At 57.5% G+C, this 18,643-nt stretch carries 21 protein-coding genes; 6 read left to right on the plus strand and 15 right to left on the minus strand.

Annotated elements, in window-relative coordinates; genetic code table 11:
* Positions 1-85: 85 nt before the first annotated feature.
* The 6 genes from APH34_RS25645 to APH34_RS25670 form a co-directional block, all read right to left on the minus strand.
* Positions 86-529: a DUF411 domain-containing protein gene (locus tag APH34_RS25645; protein ID WP_004574337.1), complete on the minus strand. Its 444-nt coding sequence runs from the start codon at positions 527-529 to the stop codon at positions 86-88.
* Positions 519-1,361, minus strand: coding sequence for a cytochrome c (locus APH34_RS25650; RefSeq protein WP_023662988.1), 843 nt, complete (start codon positions 1,359-1,361; stop codon positions 519-521). The genes APH34_RS25645 and APH34_RS25650 overlap by 11 nt, the downstream gene beginning before the upstream one ends.
* 9 nt (positions 1,362-1,370) lie before the next feature.
* Positions 1,371-2,462 carry a copper resistance protein B gene (locus APH34_RS25655; RefSeq protein ID WP_054903494.1) on the minus strand — a complete coding sequence of 364 codons (1,092 nt, stop codon included), beginning with the start codon at positions 2,460-2,462 and terminating at the stop codon, positions 1,371-1,373.
* The gene (locus APH34_RS25660; RefSeq protein ID WP_003246749.1) at positions 2,452-2,763 is read right to left on the minus strand and encodes a hypothetical protein; all 312 of its coding nucleotides are present in this window, start codon (positions 2,761-2,763) and stop codon (positions 2,452-2,454) included. The genes APH34_RS25655 and APH34_RS25660 overlap by 11 nt, the downstream gene beginning before the upstream one ends.
* Before the next feature lie 12 nt (positions 2,764-2,775).
* Positions 2,776-4,590 carry a copper resistance system multicopper oxidase gene (locus APH34_RS25665; protein ID WP_009394811.1) on the minus strand — a complete coding sequence of 605 codons (1,815 nt, stop codon included), beginning with the start codon at positions 4,588-4,590 and terminating at the stop codon, positions 2,776-2,778.
* Positions 4,591-4,783: 193 nt separating this feature from the next.
* Positions 4,784-4,990, minus strand: coding sequence for a co-regulatory protein PtrA N-terminal domain-containing protein (locus tag APH34_RS25670; protein ID WP_003139535.1), 207 nt, complete (start codon positions 4,988-4,990; stop codon positions 4,784-4,786).
* A 290-nt stretch (positions 4,991-5,280) separates the two neighbouring features.
* Between APH34_RS25670 and APH34_RS25675 the strand changes: the two genes are divergently transcribed.
* Genes APH34_RS25675 through APH34_RS25690 form a run of 4 tightly spaced genes read left to right on the plus strand, consistent with a single transcriptional unit; the run spans position 5,281 to position 7,576 of the window.
* A complete protein-coding gene (locus tag APH34_RS25675) occupies positions 5,281-5,541 on the plus strand; it encodes a membrane protein (RefSeq protein ID WP_004577564.1) in 261 nt (86 codons plus the stop codon).
* A gap of 44 nt (positions 5,542-5,585) precedes the next feature.
* A complete protein-coding gene (locus tag APH34_RS25680; protein WP_003139536.1) occupies positions 5,586-6,422 on the plus strand; it encodes a DUF692 domain-containing protein in 837 nt (278 codons plus the stop codon).
* A complete protein-coding gene (locus tag APH34_RS25685; protein WP_009394809.1) occupies positions 6,419-7,210 on the plus strand; it encodes a DNA-binding domain-containing protein in 792 nt (263 codons plus the stop codon). The genes APH34_RS25680 and APH34_RS25685 overlap by 4 nt, the downstream gene beginning before the upstream one ends.
* 51 nt (positions 7,211-7,261) lie before the next feature.
* Positions 7,262-7,576 carry a hypothetical protein gene (locus APH34_RS25690; protein ID WP_009394808.1) on the plus strand — a complete coding sequence of 105 codons (315 nt, stop codon included), beginning with the start codon at positions 7,262-7,264 and terminating at the stop codon, positions 7,574-7,576.
* A 19-nt stretch (positions 7,577-7,595) separates the two neighbouring features.
* Here the strand turns inward: APH34_RS25690 and APH34_RS25695 are convergent, their stop codons facing one another.
* The 8 genes from APH34_RS25695 to APH34_RS25730 form a co-directional block, all read right to left on the minus strand.
* Entirely contained in the window at positions 7,596-7,796 is a 201-nt protein-coding gene (locus APH34_RS25695) for a heavy-metal-associated domain-containing protein (RefSeq protein ID WP_003139539.1), read from the minus strand.
* 98 nt (positions 7,797-7,894) lie between these two features.
* Positions 7,895-9,322, minus strand: coding sequence for a UvrD-helicase domain-containing protein (locus tag APH34_RS25700; RefSeq protein WP_037058566.1), 1,428 nt, complete (start codon positions 9,320-9,322; stop codon positions 7,895-7,897).
* Positions 9,312-11,039 (minus strand): ATP-dependent endonuclease, encoded by a 1,728-nt coding sequence (locus APH34_RS25705; protein ID WP_054903495.1) that lies wholly within the window; start codon positions 11,037-11,039, stop codon positions 9,312-9,314. The genes APH34_RS25700 and APH34_RS25705 overlap by 11 nt, the downstream gene beginning before the upstream one ends.
* Positions 11,040-11,212: 173 nt before the next feature.
* Positions 11,213-13,573 (minus strand): heavy metal translocating P-type ATPase, encoded by a 2,361-nt coding sequence (locus tag APH34_RS25710; RefSeq protein WP_023095628.1) that lies wholly within the window; start codon positions 13,571-13,573, stop codon positions 11,213-11,215.
* A 5-nt stretch (positions 13,574-13,578) separates the two neighbouring features.
* On the minus strand, positions 13,579-13,827 hold the full coding sequence (locus APH34_RS25715; protein WP_003246761.1) for a DUF2933 domain-containing protein: 249 nt from the start codon (positions 13,825-13,827) through the stop codon (positions 13,579-13,581).
* Between the two features lie 79 nt (positions 13,828-13,906).
* Positions 13,907-14,440 (minus strand): plastocyanin/azurin family copper-binding protein, encoded by a 534-nt coding sequence (locus APH34_RS25720; RefSeq protein ID WP_054903496.1) that lies wholly within the window; start codon positions 14,438-14,440, stop codon positions 13,907-13,909.
* Positions 14,441-14,587: 147 nt separating this feature from the next.
* Entirely contained in the window at positions 14,588-15,145 is a 558-nt protein-coding gene (locus tag APH34_RS25725; RefSeq protein WP_003139550.1) for a plastocyanin/azurin family copper-binding protein, read from the minus strand.
* 167 nt (positions 15,146-15,312) lie between these two features.
* On the minus strand, positions 15,313-15,672 hold the full coding sequence (locus APH34_RS25730) for a co-regulatory protein PtrA N-terminal domain-containing protein (protein ID WP_003139552.1): 360 nt from the start codon (positions 15,670-15,672) through the stop codon (positions 15,313-15,315).
* Positions 15,673-15,878: 206 nt separating this feature from the next.
* Between APH34_RS25730 and APH34_RS25735 the strand changes: the two genes are divergently transcribed.
* Together APH34_RS25735 and APH34_RS25740 are read left to right on the plus strand one after the other, a co-directional pair.
* Complete coding sequence (locus APH34_RS25735) at positions 15,879-16,556, plus strand: heavy metal response regulator transcription factor (protein ID WP_004374688.1); 678 nt, start codon at positions 15,879-15,881, stop codon at positions 16,554-16,556.
* Positions 16,557-16,558: 2 nt separating this feature from the next.
* On the plus strand, positions 16,559-17,935 hold the full coding sequence (locus tag APH34_RS25740) for a heavy metal sensor histidine kinase (RefSeq protein ID WP_003139556.1): 1,377 nt from the start codon (positions 16,559-16,561) through the stop codon (positions 17,933-17,935).
* A gap of 36 nt (positions 17,936-17,971) precedes the next feature.
* On the opposite strand, the gene APH34_RS29000 is transcribed toward APH34_RS25740, so the two are convergent.
* On the minus strand, positions 17,972-18,643 hold a 672-nt coding region (locus APH34_RS29000), incomplete at its 5' end, for a DUF6088 family protein (RefSeq protein ID WP_256215949.1).

An 18,643-nucleotide genomic window follows, 5' to 3' on the forward strand; every position in this document is an offset into this window, starting at 1 on the left:
CCTCGGGCGCCTTTTTTACTTAGGTTAAAGGGCGTATGAAAAAGAGTCGGCCACTACACACAAGCGGCCGTGCTGGCAGGCAGTACTACTGAGCGGGATATTCTGCAACGACCTGATCAGACCCCGCCTTGGTCAAGCCAATGACCTGGTAGGCATGCTGTACGCCATCGACTTCCATACCGGGGGAGCCCGCCGGCATCCCGGGAACAGCGATGCCCACGAGATCATCGCGCTTGGTGAGCTCGATGACCTGAGCCGCCGGCACATGACCTTCGACGAACTTGCCGTCAATCACCGCGGTGTGACAAGACGCCAACCGCGGCGCAACGCCCAGACTTTGCTTCACTGCCGACATGTTGCTTTCGACATGGTCGACGACTTTGAAGCCATTCGCTTCGAGGTGTGAGATCCACTTCTTGCAACATCCGCAATTAGCATCACGATGGACATCAATCGTCAGGGCATCAGCGGCTTGAACTCCAGTTGTGACGGAGAGAGCGGCCAGCAAGGCCAGATATTTAGCTTTCATGCACGTGCTCTTTGCCATCGGCGTGGGTGTGGGTCTTGGGCGAGGCATTCGGAGTTTGCTCGGAATGATGGTCTCCGCCGCTTGGGGCGGCCTCATCCCCGGCATGGTGATCATCGCCACTCATGTCCGAATGGTGACCTGCCTCAGGTGCGGAGCCACCCTCGCTATCAGTAGCCGCGGCATCGTGATGGCCAGGCTCTCCGGCATCACCTGTTCCATGATGGTCTTCGCCACCGCCGCTATTGCCATGATGGCCAGGCTTGTTGTCGCCGTGCTGACCTTCATGATTGTGCATTTGCGTTTCCCCACCACCATGCTGATGGCCGCCACTGGATGCGACGAGTGCTTGGTATTGCTTGGCATCCATCGTCGGCAATTGGTCAATGAAGGCAACCATGCCCCAGATGTACTCATCGCCCATGCTCTTGCCCCACGCAGGCATACCCGTTGCCTTGATGCCATGCTTGATCACCCAGAACGCTGCTGACGGATTGCCATCGACACCGATCTTGGCGAGGTTGGGAGGCGCAGGGTAAAGCGATTGGCTTAGCTCGGTCTCCGCCACACCTGGCGCCAAATGACAGCCGATACACATGGAGTTGTAGTTGCCCGCACCGGCGCGAATAAGAGCTTGATCATCCAGGTTGGGAACCTCGATGTCCTGCGAACGGACTTCGATAGAGCGGTCGCGGGCCATCGTGAGAAACGCATGCACTGCAGGAAAATGGGGATCATCGGCCCCCACGTTGACCACGCCAAAGTAGGCGCCGGCCAGGACAGCTGTGCTACCGACCACGCCGGCCGCCACCAAAGTTTTAATTGTTCTTTTCATGTCAGGTTCTCAAAACCACATCCGGATACCGGCGACAAAACGCGCCTCGTCTACATCACCGCCCTCGTCGCGCACCATGTCTGCCGTGTTGCCATAGGAGCGGCTCCAGGAAACCCCGACATAGGGAGCAAACTGTCTGACAATCTCGTAACGCAGACGCAAGCCGAGCTCGGTATTTGCCAACCCAGACCCCACACCTCGCTCAGGATCGTTCTTGCCGTAGAAGTTCATTTCGGCAGTTGGCTGGAGAATCAGCCGGTTGGTCAGCAGAATGTCGTACTCGCCCTCCAGTCGGGCAGCAGTTTGGCCATTCTCGCCGACGAAGGCCGTGGCTTCGGCCTCAAAGGCGTAAAGCGCCATGCCCTGGATACCGAAGGCAGCCCAAGTCTGCGGCGACTCCGGTTTAAAGTCCTGGCGAACGCCCGCGACGACATCCCACCAAGGGCCGATCGAGCGGCCGTACAGCAGCTGTAATTCAGCGTCCTCGGTAACGCCGTTGGTACGCTCGCCTTCGGAGCGGAACCAGACCCGGTTGATATCACCGCCTACCCAACCCGACGCATCCCAGGCCAGGGTGCTGCCCTCATCTGCGTCTTGGTATTCGAGCTGATCGAGCAGGAAAAAGCTGTTGATGGCGCTGTCATGCACCTTGTGGCCAGGCAGTGGCGGGAAAGCCGCTTGGCGATCAGCATCCGTCAGAACGGGAATCGGCGTACGACTGGTAGTTCTCGGGGCTTCAGCGGAGCCATGGTTCATCTTCGAATGATCCATGCCCTCCATCTGTCCCTGCATGGTGCCGTGTCCCATCTTGCTGTGGTCCATGGCTGGGGCCTTCTCTTGGCTCTGGCTGTGGCCCATCTGGCTATGGTCCATGCTGCCCGATTCGCTCTGCATGGCACCATGATCCATCTTGCTGTGATCCATGCCCTCCATCGGCGCTTTGGCGGAACCGTGGCCCATCTGGCTGTGGTCCATCGACATGGAGCCGTGCCCCATTGCCGAATGATCCATTTCTTCCGCAGCCTGGGTAACGCCGCCGCTGAGTGCACTCAGCGACACGGCCAGCGCTATGAGGGACGGGCGTGAAAACCTAGTGGTCATGGTTCGAACCTGCTTCGGCTTCGGTGCCGCCATGCTTATCCATCATCTTCTCGTGCCCCATATCGTCATGGTTCATACCCTCATGATCCATGGCGCCATGATCCATCTGATGGCCAGCGGCCTTGCCTTTCGATTGATCTGCAGGCTTGTCACTGGCGTCGGGCGCAGCCGACTCGGCAGCATGTTGTTCGTGCTCGCTGTGCCCCTCACCTGCCAACGACGTCGGCGCGTGCAGAACAGCCAAAAGACTGAACATCGCTGCGCTGCCAAACAGGGCATTACGCTTCATAAAAGTACTCATCAGAAATCTCCTTTACTCATCCACACGGACTTCACGGAACATGCCCATTTCCATGTGGAGCAACAGGTGGCAGTGATAGGCCCAACGCCCCAACGCATCGGCGGTCACCCGATAGCTGCGCTTGGAACCTGGCGGCATGTCGATGGTGTGTTTACGCACCAGGAAATTGCCGTTCGCATCCTCCAGATCACTCCACATGCCATGAAGATGGATCGGGTGAGTCATCATGGTGTCGTTGACCAGCGTGATGCGAACACGCTCGCCGTACTTGAGGCGCAGAGGCTCGGCGTCAGAGAACTTGATTCCATCGAAGGACCAGGAGAATTTCTCCATATGCCCGGTGAGGTGCAGCTCGATGGTGCGACTTGGCTCACGCCCGTCCGGATCAGGGAAGGTGCTGCGCAGGTCAGAGTAAGTCAGGACGCGCCGGCCGTTATCACGCAGGCCGATACCTGGGTCGTCCAGCTTGTGCGTCGGCGTCATGGTCTGCATGTCGACCAAAGGATTGTTGGTCTCTGAGGCCGGGTGTGCCTGCATGTTGCCAGCCATGCCAGCCATGCCAGCCATGTTTGAATGATCCATTCCGGCCATCTGGCTGTGATCCATACCAGCCATGCCACCCTGCATGCTGCCATGATCCATTCCCGCCATATTGCCCTGATCCATCCCGGCCATGCTCCCATGATCCATGCCGCCCATGCTGCCGTGGTCCATGCCCATGTCACCCATGGCAATCAGTGGGCGCGGGTCAGGGCTTGGTACCGGTGCACTCAACCCTTCCTGTACCGCAAGGGTGCCGCGCGCATAGCCAGTGCGATCCATGGATTGAGCAAAGACGGTGTAGGCTTGCTCGCTATCGGGCTCGACTATCACGTCGTAGGTCTCGGCTACGGCGACACGGAACTCATCGACGCTGACTGGTTTGACGTGCTGGCCATCGGCCGCGACTACCGTCATCTTCAGGCCGGGGATACGCACATCGAAGTACGTCATGGCCGAGGCATTGATGAAACGCAGACGAATCTTCTCGCCCGGTTTGAATATGCCGGTCCAGTTGCCATCAGGTGCCTGGCCGTTCATCAGGTAGGTGTAGGTGTAGCCACTGACGTCGGCGAGATCAGTCGGGCTCATCTTCATTTCGGCCCACATCTTACGGTCGGCTACGGCGGCGGACCAACCCATCTCGCTTACGTCATCGATGAAGTCACCAACGGTGCGTTTGTGCTGGTTGTAGTAGTCCGACTGTTTCTTGAGCTTGGCCAGTACCCGCGTTGGATTTTCATCCGTCCAGTCGCTCAGCAACACGACGTAATCACGGTCGTAACTGAAGGGCTCGGGCTCCTTAGCATCGATGACCAGCGCACCGTATACGCCGACCTGCTCCTGGAGCCCAGAATGGCTGTGATACCAGTAGGTGCCGTTCTGGTTGACCTTGAACTTGTACTCATACATGCCATCAGGGGCGATGCCATGGAAGCTCAGGCCAGGAACGCCATCCATGTTCGCCGGCAGGATGATGCCGTGCCAATGGATGGAGGTGTCCTCCTTGAGGCGGTTGCGCACGCGCAATGTGACGGTATCGCCTTCGCGCCAACGAAGAATCGGCCCAGGGAGCGAGCCGTTGATGGTCATGGCCGTGCGCGCTGCGCCGGTGATGTTCACCGGGGTTTCACCGATGAATAGGTCGAATTCGTTACCAGTCAGTACGTTGGGCTGGCCGGGGCTGTTCACCGCCCAGACCGGCGTGCGCCACAGGCCAAGTCCGCCGATAATACCGGTGGCTGCCAGGCCTTTGACGAAGGTGCGCCTTGTGGTTTTGCTTTGCATGCCGTTTTGTCCAATCCGTCAAATGAGCCGGTGATGGTGTGCCCGGTCTCGGGTTCATGGCTGCTTCAATGTCGGGTATTTACCCCTCAACTTTCCACGTCGGTGCATTGCACAAGCCTTACCGACGATGAGCAGTATGAAACTGCCATATCCCAACCATCCGGGTGATTACATTTCTGTAAGGTAGATGACTTCAGCAGTTGGTGTGCTCTGCTTGCTCGGTTGGACTGCTGGCTACAGGAGCCTCAACTTTCTGCTGCTGGGCCACCCGGTAGGCCTCCAGAGACGTCTGGCGTGCCTGCTCCATGCGCGCGAAGGTTCGGTCAGCACCACCTTCAGCCATTGCCAAGCTGGAGATGCTCAGAGCAGTAACTACAAGCAGAGCTTTGATCGATTTCATTTTGGGTATTCCTCGTAAGTTAAGTGGTCCCTGCAACTGCAGAGGCCGAGCTTTAGGCTCGATGTCACGTTAACTAAGAGGGCCTGTCAGCAACCTGAGCCGAACATTACAGTTCTGTCAGGTTGCTATTTCTTTCTTGTAGCCCATCCAGAAGGCTCGGTACTGTCTTTCATGCCCTCATAAAGCCTTGCGAATTTCTTGAGAGGGCATGCTCGGCAGCGATGCCTAAGCTACTCAGGGTCATTCGCACCCGCGGATAAGACCACCAACAATTAAGAGAGATTGTCACTATGTCGAATAAATCCAACGTCGCTACCGGTGCCGCTCTGGCTCTCGTGGCCGCCAGCCTGTTTGCTACCCTGCCTGTCCAGGCCGCCCAGGACACCAAAGCAGCTGAAGTGAAGTGCTTCGGCGTCAACGGTTGCAAGGGCCAGAACGACTGCATGACCGCCAAAAATGCCTGCAAAGGCCAGGGAGAATGTAAAGGCCAGGGTTTCAAGCTGATGACTCAGGCCAAGTGCGATGAGGCCGGTGGCAAGACCAGCGAATAATGCCGTTGCGGGGAGTGCCTGCCACTCCCCTGCTGGAGTCTTGAATGAGTAAGCGCAAAACACTGGGTTTCGGTCTTGGCCTTCGCAGTGAGTATTACCAGCAGATTCTTGAACAGCGACCTGCGGTCGACTGGTTTGAGATCATTTCCGAGAATTACCTGGTGGGCGGTGGCAAGGCCCTCTACTTTCTCGATGCGATTGGCGAGCAATACCCGTTGGTGATGCACGGAGTATCGCTGTCGATCGGCGGTTCGCATAACCTGGACATGGGCTACCTACGACAGCTCAAGCAACTGGCGGACCGGGTACAGCCCCAGTGGGTTTCCGACCACTTGTGCTGGAGTCGCGGCAACGCCCATCAACTCCACGACCTGCTGCCGCTGCCGTTTACCCAAGAAAGCCTGCTGCATGTCGCCGCGCGGGTGCGTCTAGTGCAGGATGTTCTGGAACGTCCCATTGTGCTGGAGAACGTTTCTTCTTACGTGCAGTGGAAGACGTCCAGCATGAGCGAATCGCAGTTTCTCTCGGAACTGAGTTTCCTGACCGGTTGCGAATTGCTCCTTGACGTGAACAACGTCTACGTCAGCGCACGAAATCAGGATTTCGACCCATGGCAGTTCATCTTGGAATTGCCGCACGAGCGGATTCGTCAAATTCACCTGGCCGGGCATAGCGATTACGGGCAATACCTCATCGACACCCACGACCAGCCCATCGCTGACCCGGTTTGGGCGCTCTACAGCAAGACTTTGAGCTACTTGGGTCCAACGTCGACGTTGATCGAGCGGGATGATCATTTTCCACCGTTCGAGGATCTGTTATCCGAGTTGGAGCATGCCCGAGCTATCGCCAATGGCGTGATATCGAGGGCAACCCTTTGAGCCTAAGCGCCTTACAGACTGCATTTGAAACTTACCTGACAGATGGTGCCCTGCCCTCCAACGAGCTTTTGGAGCAAGTCCGGGGTTGCACTGCGCTGAGTGCCCTCGAAGGCCTGCGGATCTACCATAACGCCTATCGCTCGCGCCTGCTGGCGGTGCTGCGCGAGGATTTCCCGGCGCTGCAGCAATGGCTGGGAGAAGAGTCGTTCGAGCAACTCGCACTGGCCTATATCGCCGCCTGGCCACCGCGGCATTTCAGCATTCGCTGGCTGGGTGAAAAGCTGCCCGAGTTCATTCGCAGCTACATTGCGGAACCTCAACTTTCACCGATGCGCGAACTCGCGGAGCTGGAGTGGGCTTTTACACTGGCTTTCGATGCTCAGGATGTCGAAGCGCTTTCACTGCAGGCCATCAGTGAGTTTTCGGCTGAAGACTGGGTTTCATTCAGGGTTTCCCTGACTCCATCTGCCAGATGGCTGCGATTGCAGTACAACACCCTGGCGCTGTGGAAGGCTGCCAAGTCTGGGGATCTGCTTCCCGTTGCCACCCAACCAGCCGGGAATCGAGACTGTCTGGTCTGGCGTCATAACCTCGTATGCCATTACCGAAGCCTGGAGCCAGAAGAGGCGTCAGCATTGCGGTTTTTCGTCGAGGGTGGATCGTTCGCCGAACTCTGCGAGTCATTGAGCGCAACACATGGAGAGCAAGCCCCCCTGCAGGCCGCAACTTGGTTGAAATTGTGGGTCAACGAAGGTTTGCTAAAGCTCAGGGCAACTATTCACGAATGACCCGGAACCTATAGGCTAGCGGCTTCTCTTTGGCCACTCCCGAGCGCGTCTATGACACACCGCATCATTCATTTCAAACAGCAAGCCTTGCTGGACCCAGAGACTTACCAGGCGATGCTGGCCGACGGCGTCGGTCATTGGGGGGCGCTTGTAGGAAAAGTCGTCGGAATAGAAGACGAGAAAAGCCACGAGTTCGCCGCATTGAAAAGCCTGTTCAAGCGAAAGCGCTACTCCTATGACACGCTGGAAATGCGCGAGCCAGGCGATCACTCAAACTGGCTTCGCGGCCGAGATGGGGATGAAGGTATTACTAACGAGGTCACCAGTATTCACGGGCTGAAAGAGCTCTCAGAACTGGAGATTTAGTCGGTCGGCAGGCCAGCGCTCAAGCGCTGACCTGGGCCGCATAACCAAGCTCCTGGATCAGCTCGCGGATCGATTCGGCACTTTCTGTGCTCTCTACAGTGACCTTGCCGGCTGCCCGATCCACCTCTACGCGTGCGTCCTGATCCAGCGTCTGGATGGCCTTCGTGATTTTGCTGACACAACTGCCACAACCCATACCCGAAACATTCAGGCTGAACATCTCTCTCACCTCATTTCGTCCGCGGCTCAAGTTACCGCACAGACAGCATCGACCTTGACACGATGGCAAGGTCAAGTGCGCAAACGCAACAGTAAGGCTCAGCCGTTGTTCACAGGCATCAGGATGGGGTTCGATGAACACACCACTACGTGCCTTGCGCCCCTCGTAAGGGCGACATACAGATTCTGAGCGGTCATAAGTTCAGGATGCAGAACAACCGAGACATCCGCCTCGAGCCCCTTGAGAAGTAATGTGCTGCCTACCGAGCGTCTTGCGATGGGGCGGGCAAGGTGTCGATTGCGTTCTCGCGCTTGAATGGCTGCACTCAGAAAGTCGGCTGTACCTCCCGCCACAGCTTGCATAGCGGACCGGCAGCAGTGCAGAACTTCCGGTCGGTACACCCGTGCCCCCGGCTGTTCGGCGAGGGCGTTGAGCACAAGGAGTGCTCGCTGCGGTGTTGGCTCCCCGACGAATGCGACGGCCTCGGCCTCGGCTGGGGTCGGTGGCGTTCGGGCACGTCCTGTGCGCAGAGACTCCACACGCGTTCGCAGGTTTGCTGCACCTACCCCCGTCATCACGCTTGAAGCAAATTCCGCAAGTTGTGCCAGAGCATTGGCACCCTGCAGGTTAAAGTTCCTGGCGAAGTTGACGAGGTCCCTTAGGTCGACGGCTTCGACGGCCATGGCGCCGGGTGTCTGGCTCGTGAGCTGATGGCGACCTTGCACGTTGATGGAGTCCCCGATGATGAGGACGCTGCCCCGAGCGTTGGGTGACTCGGTTCTAGCGGCCACCAGCCGCTGCTGGACTTCGGTCCCGGCGTTGAGCTGCACCCAGCGCACTTCTGCCGGAGCCGTGCGCAGATCCACCGGCTGGCCAACTTGAAGTTGCTGCCGTATGGCGAGTAGCCACTGCCCAAGGTTCTCAGCTCCGGCCAGCCGCCAGCGCCAGGGTATCCTCAGCTCTCCTGCCGCGGGGAACAGGGGCTGCACCTCATTCGCCCAATGCACCAGTCGATTGCCACGAAAGTCGAAGATGGCTTGCATTGGGTCACCGAGCACGCAGGTCGGTAGCACCTGGGCCAAACCTGACACGATGGCGTGCTGGACGACGTTGCAGTCCTGGTATTCGTCGACAAGCAAGCGCGCGTAAGTGGCACGGAGAGGCTGAGCAAGGTGGCCTGCCTGCAGTAACAGCATGGCGGCGTGCCGAATTGCAGGGTAGTCGGTGTTGGGCTGGTGGAGCTGTAAGATCTGTGGGTTATGGCCGCTTCGCGCTGGGAACTTAGCGATGAGGCGCATCGAGAATCCATCAATGGTGGAGACTCGATATGCGGAGTTAGGAACGCCGGCTCGTCTCAGGCGTGCCCGTAAGGCCGCAACGCCTGCGTTCGTGTGCGTTAGTACGAGTATGGGTTTGCTCTGCCTATGCGCGATGAGCGTCTCGGCAATCAATTGCGTTTTTCCACAACCTGCGGGGGCTGTTATGGAGCCACGCTCGATAGCGAAAAGATCGATCTCAAGGGGCACTTGTAAACGTCCAGAGCTGATTCGTGACTGCCATGAAGCCCTGGTCGGCGTTCTGTAGAGACGGGCCGACGATGTCCCTTGCAACCTCCTGATAGGTTGTCAACGACTTGAACCACCCGCTGTTGCGGATACGAGATGCAGCTCCCAAAAGCTCTCGCGTCGCGGGCAAGTAGCCCTGAATAAGTCTTTCAGCTTTGATGTCATGTAGTGTCATACGTCCTTGGGACTTCGTCTGGATGTGCGCATTCATCAGCTCTGCACCCACTATTGTTTCGGCTTTCGCCAGAAGTGCATCGAGTGCTTGGTCACTGAGATGGCGGAAGATCTCGTCCTCCAGAGTGAGACCTGGTCGCCATGTCAGAATTTGTCCGCCTGCGGCCAAGAATGCTTCAGGTAGCCCTGCGGTCGAAGGTTTGTCGGCGTCTACAAAAACCATCACGCGATAGCCTAGGTTCTGAAGTGCCGTTCCGCGGATAAGACTGTTATCGGGACTTCCCCCGCCGGCGTCCACATAAGCGCCACCATGAGCCAGGAATGAGGTACCGCCAAGGCTGCCCCACCATTGGTCAAGGCCACGCGCGAAGCCAACCTCGCTGGCACCCTCGCAAACGATAATGGATTTGGCGAGGAATGCCTCTGGGTCCTTCCGAAGGGTACTTTGTACTTCGTTGGCCTCCCCTGCCGCCATAACGCTGTGGCGTTGAGGCCCAGACCGAACAACGAATAACTGGCTGCCGGACAATTCGCGCAGCGCGACCGGTGAGTGAGTCGTCATGAAGACCTGCAGCGGAGCGGCAGCGTCCTTTGCGCCCAGGGAGTCCAGGAATCGCATGAGCCGATGAGGTTCAAGCCCATATTCCACCTCATCGACAAGAGCAATTGGCGCGGCGCTAGCTGCAGCTCTTTGCAACCCTGCCACTAGCAATCGCGACGAGCCCGTGCCAAGGGAGCGAAGGGGAATGCCTGTGTCGCTGTGCAGCGCGATCGCACCCTCGCCAATCGACACAGAATGTGCGTCAAGGAGTGCTTGTGGCATCGCTCCAACCGAAACCCCAAGATGCTGAGCCGTGCGTTGCACCACCTCAAGCGTCTGAGTTAGATGTCCGACGGCTTGATTGCCAAAGTTCGCTCTTGCTTGCCTCGCGGCGCGCGCAAGTTCGGCACCTAGCTCTGCACGCTCGTCAGTAAGTCGATTGAGCACTGAGCCACGACTCCACGACAAGTTCGAACTCGCAAAGCTGCCGATACGGGCGGGTGCTAGTGCCGCTCGTTCCTTCCAGGGAAGAGTGCGTTCGAGTTGCTGCTGCTCCGCACGCTCAGAAAAAAGTGTCCAGGTAGGTTCCAGATCGGCACCAACTTGCAGAAGCAAGGTGATAACGGTCTCCAGCCCCGCTCGCGGTTCGTCTTCGACTTCTCCCGTTCCTGGATTGAATCCACGCAAGAACTCGCCGTAAACATCGATATCCATCAGCGATACCTGCAAATCGCCAAGCGTCACACTGATGGTGATGGGTGTTTCGACGTTCAGAGCGAAGAAGTCCATGTCGCCGAACGTGCCGCCCCGGCGGGCACCGACGCAAAGGTCAATCGCATCTAGAATGCTGGACTTTCCACTATCGCCAGGACCTATGAGGCAGTTAATTCCTGGGGCCGGCACCCAGTCGAGCGCCTGGATAGATCGGAAGTTGCTGATAATCAGTCTGCGAATGCGGGCCACGGAGAGTCCTCATGGGTTAACGACGACCAGTCTCCTACCCGCAGCGGCAACAGTCCATCGAACGTCACCTCGTCACTATGTGTTGCGACAGATAGGTCGGACCGGAAACTACCGTACGGCATTTTCCGGTCAGATGCGCTTCTGAATAATCACCTGGTCGGTGGTATGGAAGCCTATCCGATGTCCGTTGATTTCAACCTCAGAGCATTGAAGACCACCGACGCCGAGCTGACACTCATCGCCAGCGCAGCAATCAAGGGCGACAGAAGATGCCCCGTCAGCGGGTACAGCAGCCCCGCTGCTAGCGGGATTCCCATCGCGTTGTAGAGGAACGCAAAGGCGAGGTTCTGCCTCATGTTTTTCACGGTTGCCACTGACAGGGTGCGCGCTCGCAGGATGCCCATCAGATCTCCCTTGACCAGCGTCACTTGGGCGCTGTTCATCGCCACATCGGTACCGGTGCCCATGGCGATACCTACGTCAGACCTGGCCAGGGCGGGCGCATCGTTGATGCCGTCACCCGCCATGGCGACACGACGGCCATAGCCCTGCAAATCGGCGACCAGTTTCTCCTTATCCTGCGGTTTGACCTCACCATGCACTTCCTCGATTCCGAGCTGCTTCGCCACGGCTCTTGCTGTGGTGAGGCCATCACCAGTGGCCATGATGACCTTTACGTCTTCGCTTTGAAGCTTGGAGACAGCCTGTTGAGAAGTAGGCTTGATCGGATCGGAAACGGCCAGGAGTCCCGCCAGGCGACCATCAACGGCCAAATAGATGATGCTGATGCCTTCCAGACGCAGTTGCTCGGCGCGATTGCGCAGCGGGGTAATATCGACGCCCGCCTCGTCCATCAGTGCGGTGTTGCCGAGCTGCAGCTGATGGCCATCGACCTGACCGCGCACGCCAATACCCGAGCCCGACTCGAAAGTGTCCGGCTTGACCAGTGCAATGCCTTGACCCCGCGCATGATCGACGATGGCATGAGCCAGCGGGTGCTCACTACCCTGGTCGAGACTGGCAGCCAGGCGCAGCACTTCATTGGAGTCGTAACCGCCTGTCCCTTCCGCACTATGGAATACGGGGCACCCCTCAGTCAGGGTTCCGGTCTTGTCGACGATGAGCGTGTCGATCTTGCATAGATTTTCGATGGCGCTGGCATCGCGGAACAACACACCGCTGCTAGCGGCCTTGCCAGTCGCAACCATGACGGACATCGGGGTTGCCAGACCCAGGGCGCAGGGACACGCAATGATCAGCACCGCCACCGCATTGATCAGGCCAAATACCCAGCCAGATTCCGGCCCGAACAGCCCCCAGCCGAAGAAGGTCAGAATCGCGATCAGGATCACCCCGACCACGAAATACCCCGCAACGGCATCGGCCATACGCTGCATGGGTGCCTTAGAGCGCTGGGCCTTGGCCACCATCAGCACGATCTGCGACAGCATGGTTTCGGCACCGACTTTCTGCGCCTCCATAACTAGGCTGCCGTGGGTGTTTAGGGTGGCACCGATAAGGGCATCCCCTGCCCGTTTGGTCACGGGTAACGGTTCTCCAGTAAGCATCGATTCGTCGACTGCGCTCTCACCCTCCAGCACAGTGCCATCTACAGGAACCTTCTCGCCTGGCCGGACACGCAGATGATCGCCCTGATGGACATGGGTTAGAGGAATGTCCTCTTCTACTCCATCGGGCATGATGCGCCGCGCTGTCTTTGGTGCCAGTCCCAGCAGCGATTTGATAGCTGCGGACGTCTGCGAGCGGGCCTTGAGTTCGAGCATTTGGCCCAACAGCGTGAGTGAGATAATCACCGCGGCTGCTTCAAAATAGACGCCGATACGTCCGTCCTGGGCAAAAGCCGCCGGAAACCACTGCGGAACCAAGGTAGCGGCCACGCTGTAGAGGTAGGCAGCGGCCGTTCCCAAACCGATCAGGGTCCACATGTTGGGGCTGCGGTGCCGGATGGAGTCAATGCCGCGGGCGAAGAACACCCAGCCACCCCATAGCGTCACGGGCGTCGCCAGAGCCAGCTCGACCCAGTTCTGGGTCGTGCCATGAAACAGTTGCAAGGAATGGCCAGCCATCGCCAGCACGGTCACGATGACGGTCAGCGGTAGGGTCCACCAGAATCGCCGAGAGAAGTCCTTCAGCTCCGGGTTTTCCTCCTCTTCCAGCTCCGGGATGACAGGCTCCAGCGTCATGCCACAGATCGGGCAGTTGCCAGGGGTCGGTTGGCGAATCTCTGGATGCATCGGACAGGTATATGCGGCTCCTTCTGGTGCCGATATCGTAGGGTGACTCGTATGCTGATGTGCTTCATGAGACGAGTGGCCCATGTACGAGTGGGGATCAATTTGAAACTTCTGCAGGCATTTGGCACTGCAGAAGCGATAGGTCTTCCCTTCAACGCTCTCGCGGTATGGGCTATCAGATTTCACCTCCATGCCACACACCGGGTCGCGCTGGCTCTCGGAGTGGGCGTGCGAGTTATGTGAATGATCCTGGTCATGATGGCAGGAGGTCTTTTGCATGCGATCTATGTCCTTTCTTCGTCCTTGGAAACAGCGGTGCTGCTGGAGTGGGAGTGCCCGCCGTGATTGTGGCCAAACAGATGCATCAGCGGGCATAGCAGCAGGATGAGGTACGGCAGGGCCTGCGAAAGATGACCGTAATGCTCACGCGCTACATAGAAGATGCCGATTACGGCCAGCATGATCAGCGCAATGCCAATCTTGCTCTTCCAAAAAGGCGGCTCAGTGGTACTGGTGTGATGGGTATGGTCCACGACAATAGCCTCGTTTCAATGGCGGCCGGATCAGTATAGGTGTCTCAGACTGGACGGAGTTGGCGAGTATCAATAAACGTCAGCGTACGGTCACCTTACCGACCATTCCCGACTGATAATGTCCTGGAATATTGCAGGCGAACTCCAGTACGGTGGCGGCGGAGAAGGTCCAGATCAACTCTTCGCGTGCTCCAGGTTCGACAAGAACACTGTTGGGGTCATCGTGTTCCATACCGACCATCTTCATGCCGCCCATGGCATGGCCCATATTGCTCATGTCATGTGCACCTGTAGGGGACAGCGTGCCGTTCTGAAACATCGCGGCCATCTCTTTCTGGTGCGCGGCATGGGATGCCGCTTTGCCAAGATTGAATTCGTGTAGCAGTGCACCGTCATTTTTCAGGACGAAGCGAACTGTCTCGCCTGCTTTGATCTCCATTGCTTTGGGTTCGAAGAAGATGTCCCCCATCCGGACTTCGATGGTGCGATCTACTGCCTGACCGTCTCCCGGTTGCCCAATACTGTCTTTCTTGTGGCCCGGGCTGGCCAGCGCATTGGCAGCACTGAGCAGCAAGCCAAGGGTGGTGATTATGAAAGCGGGTCTGAGTTTCATGGTGTGCCTCTGAGGTGTTGAGGAGGGATGAGTCCCGATGCTAATGAGGTGCAGCTGGCGGTACGCTGACGTGAAAACTACATCGCAGTAAGGTTCGTCAGATCGGTGCTACCCAGCTCGCGGCCAACGGGTAGCACCGATGCCGGACTAACGCAGAGCAAACTCACCGACCATCCCCGCCTGGTAATGCCCAGGCAATGTACAGGCGAAGCTCAAACTGCCCGCCTTAGGGAAGGTCCACACGAACTCTTTGGTTGTGCCGGGCTCGACGAGAACCGCGTTCGGGTCGTCATGCTTGGCTTTGATGACTTCCGGATAGCCTGGAGGGTTGGAGTCTCCCATGCCATAACGCTCATGCCAGACAATGCGCTCGGCCATGCCGGTCGGGGTCAGTGTGCCGTCCTTGAACAAGGACGCCATCTTGCGCTGGTGCTCCAGCTGGGACGCTGCCTGCCCGATGTTGAACTCGTGCATCAACGCGCCCTCGTTCTTCAGAACGAAGCGCACGGTTTCACCTGGCTTCACATCGATCGTTTTCTGGCTGTAGTTGATGTCGTCCATCTTTACCAAGATGGTACGAGTCGCTGGCGTCGCCTGGGCCTGCTGCCCAATGCCATTGCTACTGCCGCCGACCTCGGCAAATGCCGGAAAGGTGGTGCTGATGAACAGAGTGCTGATCAGCAGTTTAAGGGGTAAGCGTTTCATGGTGAGACCTCGAGATGGGTGCTGGAAATCTCATGCTATTCCCCGCTTGCTGCCAGGCCGCTGACCCCAAAACTACAATTGCGTCAGCTGGGAAAAAGCACGGCGCCATAAAGGCGCCGCTAGGCCGAAGGAGCAATCACGAAAGGCCTGTAAGATGGGGGAAATCTTTACTGATGGCATTCCTTGTCGGCCATCATCAGCTTGTGCTCTCGAATCATTTGACCCAGCACGTCGTCTACCAGCTTGTCATGCTTTTCCATCCAGGCCAGATGCTCTTCGGCAGACATGTTTGGCGCGGGATGTTCGTTGTGCAGCTGGCTCATGATGTCTTCGAGCATGTTCATATGCTCCTTCATGTGCACATGCCGCTCGCCGACCGGGGCCTTCTCCGCCTGGATCAGCACGGCTTCTGCTTTGTCGCGCATCTGCTGGATGCGCTCGAATACACGGTCGCTGCCCCCTTCGGCCCAAGCCATGGAAGACAGCAGTAGCGAACCAACCAGAAGCAAAGGTTTCAGCGATTTCATGGGCAGTCTCCATCAGTGCAAACTATGGCCGGCACCTCTGCTTTTGGTCTGTCGAGGGCCGAGAGCACAACCTAGTACTCATGCTTGCACCCTAGACAAGCCACCCTGTCAGTGAGCTGAAGTCAGAATTACATTTTCGTAAGCTTCTGGTTGGGGCCGCGGTTTGCCTGCAAACTCAGGCCACCCGACTTTTGGAGTCTGCACACATGAAACTACTGGTAGCTGAAGACGAACCCAAAACCGGTACGTACCTCCAGCAAGGTCTCACCGAGGCTGGGTTCAATGTCGACCGGGTTATGACCGGTACAGATGCCCTTCAGCATGCACTTAGCGAAGCCTATGACCTGCTAATTCTGGATGTAATGATGCCTGGGCTGGACGGTTGGGAAGTGCTGCGCATGTTGCGCGCAGCAGGAAAAGACGTCCCCGTACTGTTCTTGACGGCACGCGATGGTGTGGAGGACCGCGTTAAAGGGTTGGAGCTAGGTGCGGACGACTACCTAATCAAGCCATTTGCTTTTTCAGAACTTCTGGCCAGGGTCAGAACGCTGCTGCGTAGAGGCAATGGCTCACCCACGCAAACAACGATGAAAATTGCCGATCTGGAAGTCGATCTGATGAAGCGGCGTGCGATCCGTGGCGGGAAAAGAATTGACCTGACCGCGAAGGAGTTTTCACTGCTGGAACTGCTACTGCGCCGGCGCGGCGAGGTGCTCCCGAAGTCGCTGATTGCCTCTCAGGTTTGGGACATGAATTTCGACAGCGACACCAATGTCATTGAGGTTGCGGTACGCCGGCTACGCGCAAAAATCGATGACGATTTCGATCTCAAGCTGATTCATACCGCCCGCGGCATGGGATACATGATGGATGCGCCGGAGTGAATATGAAGCACCTTTCGCTGACAGCACGCATGAGCCTGATGTTCATGTCCGCGGTAATTGCAGTCCTGACGGTAGCAGGGCTGAGTTTCAATATGCTCAGCCAGCACCACTTCAAGATGCTGGATCGGCAGGCCCTGGTGGAGAAACTCGAATCCGCCAAACATATCCTCAACAATGCTCGCGGTGAAGCGAGCCTTTCGGAAGAATTACCGCAGTTGCGAGCCTTGCTGGGAGCCCATCAGGATCTGGCGGCCACTATCCTGGCCAGTGACGGTTCTGTACTGTTCTCCGCCCCCAGAGCAGTCGAAGTACCAGAGCGTTTCAGACGTGAAAATGAGCAGAGCATGTGGGAGTGGCAGAACGGCCAACACATGTACCGCGGCATGACGGCGCAAATCTCGGTAGCCGATCAGGCTGAGCCGCTCACAGCTTTGCTGATTCTTGACGTCACCAATCACACACACTTTTTCGACACGCTGCAACGATGGTTCTGGATTGGATTGGTCATCAGTGCCCTGTTCAGTGCCACGCTCGGCTGGGTGGTTGCTCGCAGCGGCCTTAGGCCTCTGCGGCAAGTCACTCATGTGGCCTCCGGGATGTCCGCTCGCTCGTTACAGGAACGAATCCCTCTCGAACCAGTGCCGCGGGAACTTCAGCAACTGGTTCTATCCTTCAATGCGATGTTGGCTCGGCTAGAGGATGCCTTCGTTAGGCTCTCCAATTTTTCGGCCGACATTGCCCACGAGCTACGCACGCCCGTTAGCAACCTGATGACCCACACCGAGGTCGTGCTGAGCAAGAAACGCGATATCAATGCCTATGAAGAGAATCTCTACTCCAACCTGGAGGACTTGAAGCGCATGTCTCGGATGATTGATGACATGCTTTTCTTGGCCAAGGCTGATAATGGCCTAATCATCCCCGAGCAGGCCAGGATCGAACTGGCTGACGTAGTCTTCAAGCTGTTTGACTACTACCACCTTCTGGCCGAAGAACATGGCATTGAACTATCGCTCACAGGCACAGGCCAAGTGCTGGGAGATCGGCTGATGCTTGATCGTGCACTTTCCAACTTGCTGTCCAATGCACTGCGCTACACGCCGGTGGGACATACAATTTCGGTTTTGATCCGCGAGACAGCGGACTCCACAACCTTCAGCATCGAGAACCCAGGGGACACAATTAGCTCAGAGCATTTAGAGAAGCTCTTCGACCGCTTTTACCGGGTCGACCCCGCTCGGCGGGAGGGAAGCCCGAGCAACGCCGGGCTCGGACTTGCCATCACCCGATCCATCATTGAGGCTCACAAAGGCCGCATCTGGTGCACCTCAGCCGCCGGCCTCACGGGCTTTCACATCGAATTGCCCCATTCCAGATGATGCCGATCTGGCGGTAAGTAGGCTACAGCTAAACCGCTAGCCCAACTTGACAGGGTGGGTGCAACTCGACTGAGCGCAGATTGCATTCGCCATCCAGATAGGTAACGAGCGGTGAGCTGACACCAGATCACCCCATTCGCTCTCGGGTAGTAGTTTATGAAGTTTGAAAACGGCATACCCCACGCTTGCCTCGCCAATCCAATCCAATGCTCGAATGGCTTCCCCCGCTCCAGTAGCGCCTAGAGCCATCAACCATCGAGGCGCATACCGAATCGACACGGTGGTCTTGCCTACCTGAAGCTCCCTAGAGCGTCCGTCGGTTAGAAAGACATAGCGAACTGGAACCTGTGTGCTCAGCCCTAATTTATTCGCGGCACGAGCCCCGTGGTCGACCAGCACTTCACCCAGCGCATTAGCCAGCGAGTGGACAACCTTCTCCGGTGCCGGCGGGCGCACGCCGAACCGAGTTTCGACTGCGGCAACATAAATGCCCCGAGCAACGCGAAACAGCTTTCCACCTTCGACCAGGCGAGAGAGTCCTCGCTGCACAGCATGGCGAGAACCATGATGCAGGAATCTGCTAGGTGTCAGAACCTCACCTTCTGGAAGCTGTTGAATGATGTCCAGGATTTTCTCGGGAAGAGCCTTCATTGTCCTGTCAAACCTCGTGAGTGGCCCTGATCTTGCCCAGTCCCAGTGGACACCCCC

It is taken from the genome of Pseudomonas sp. NBRC 111131 (genome assembly GCF_001320525.1).
Lineage (GTDB): Bacteria > Pseudomonadota > Gammaproteobacteria > Pseudomonadales > Pseudomonadaceae > Aquipseudomonas > Aquipseudomonas ceruminis.

Bases quoted from the DNA above. Each gene is read 5' to 3' on its own strand.
- APH34_RS25690 (WP_009394808.1), top strand. From the start codon at position 7,262: ATGACACACCGCATCATTCATTTCAAACAGCAAGCCTTGCTGGACCCA.
- APH34_RS25645 (WP_004574337.1), bottom strand. From the start codon at position 529: ATGAAAGCTAAATATCTGGCCTTGCTGGCCGCTCTCTCCGTCACAACT.
- APH34_RS25670 (WP_003139535.1), bottom strand. From the start codon at position 4,990: ATGAAATCGATCAAAGCTCTGCTTGTAGTTACTGCTCTGAGCATCTCC.
- APH34_RS25655 (WP_054903494.1), bottom strand. From the start codon at position 2,462: ATGACCACTAGGTTTTCACGCCCGTCCCTCATAGCGCTGGCCGTGTCG.
- APH34_RS25695 (WP_003139539.1), bottom strand. From the start codon at position 7,796: ATGTTCAGCCTGAATGTTTCGGGTATGGGTTGTGGCAGTTGTGTCAGC.
- APH34_RS25740 (WP_003139556.1), top strand. From the start codon at position 16,559: ATGAAGCACCTTTCGCTGACAGCACGCATGAGCCTGATGTTCATGTCC.
- APH34_RS25675 (WP_004577564.1), top strand. From the start codon at position 5,281: ATGTCGAATAAATCCAACGTCGCTACCGGTGCCGCTCTGGCTCTCGTG.
- APH34_RS25680 (WP_003139536.1), top strand. From the start codon at position 5,586: ATGAGTAAGCGCAAAACACTGGGTTTCGGTCTTGGCCTTCGCAGTGAG.
- APH34_RS25725 (WP_003139550.1), bottom strand. From the start codon at position 15,145: ATGAAACGCTTACCCCTTAAACTGCTGATCAGCACTCTGTTCATCAGC.
- APH34_RS25735 (WP_004374688.1), top strand. From the start codon at position 15,879: ATGAAACTACTGGTAGCTGAAGACGAACCCAAAACCGGTACGTACCTC.
- APH34_RS25650 (WP_023662988.1), bottom strand. From the start codon at position 1,361: ATGAAAAGAACAATTAAAACTTTGGTGGCGGCCGGCGTGGTCGGTAGC.
- APH34_RS25665 (WP_009394811.1), bottom strand. From the start codon at position 4,590: ATGCAAAGCAAAACCACAAGGCGCACCTTCGTCAAAGGCCTGGCAGCC.
- APH34_RS25730 (WP_003139552.1), bottom strand. From the start codon at position 15,672: ATGAAATCGCTGAAACCTTTGCTTCTGGTTGGTTCGCTACTGCTGTCT.
- APH34_RS25720 (WP_054903496.1), bottom strand. From the start codon at position 14,440: ATGAAACTCAGACCCGCTTTCATAATCACCACCCTTGGCTTGCTGCTC.
- APH34_RS25660 (WP_003246749.1), bottom strand. From the start codon at position 2,763: ATGAGTACTTTTATGAAGCGTAATGCCCTGTTTGGCAGCGCAGCGATG.
- APH34_RS25710 (WP_023095628.1), bottom strand. From the start codon at position 13,573: ATGCAAAAGACCTCCTGCCATCATGACCAGGATCATTCACATAACTCG.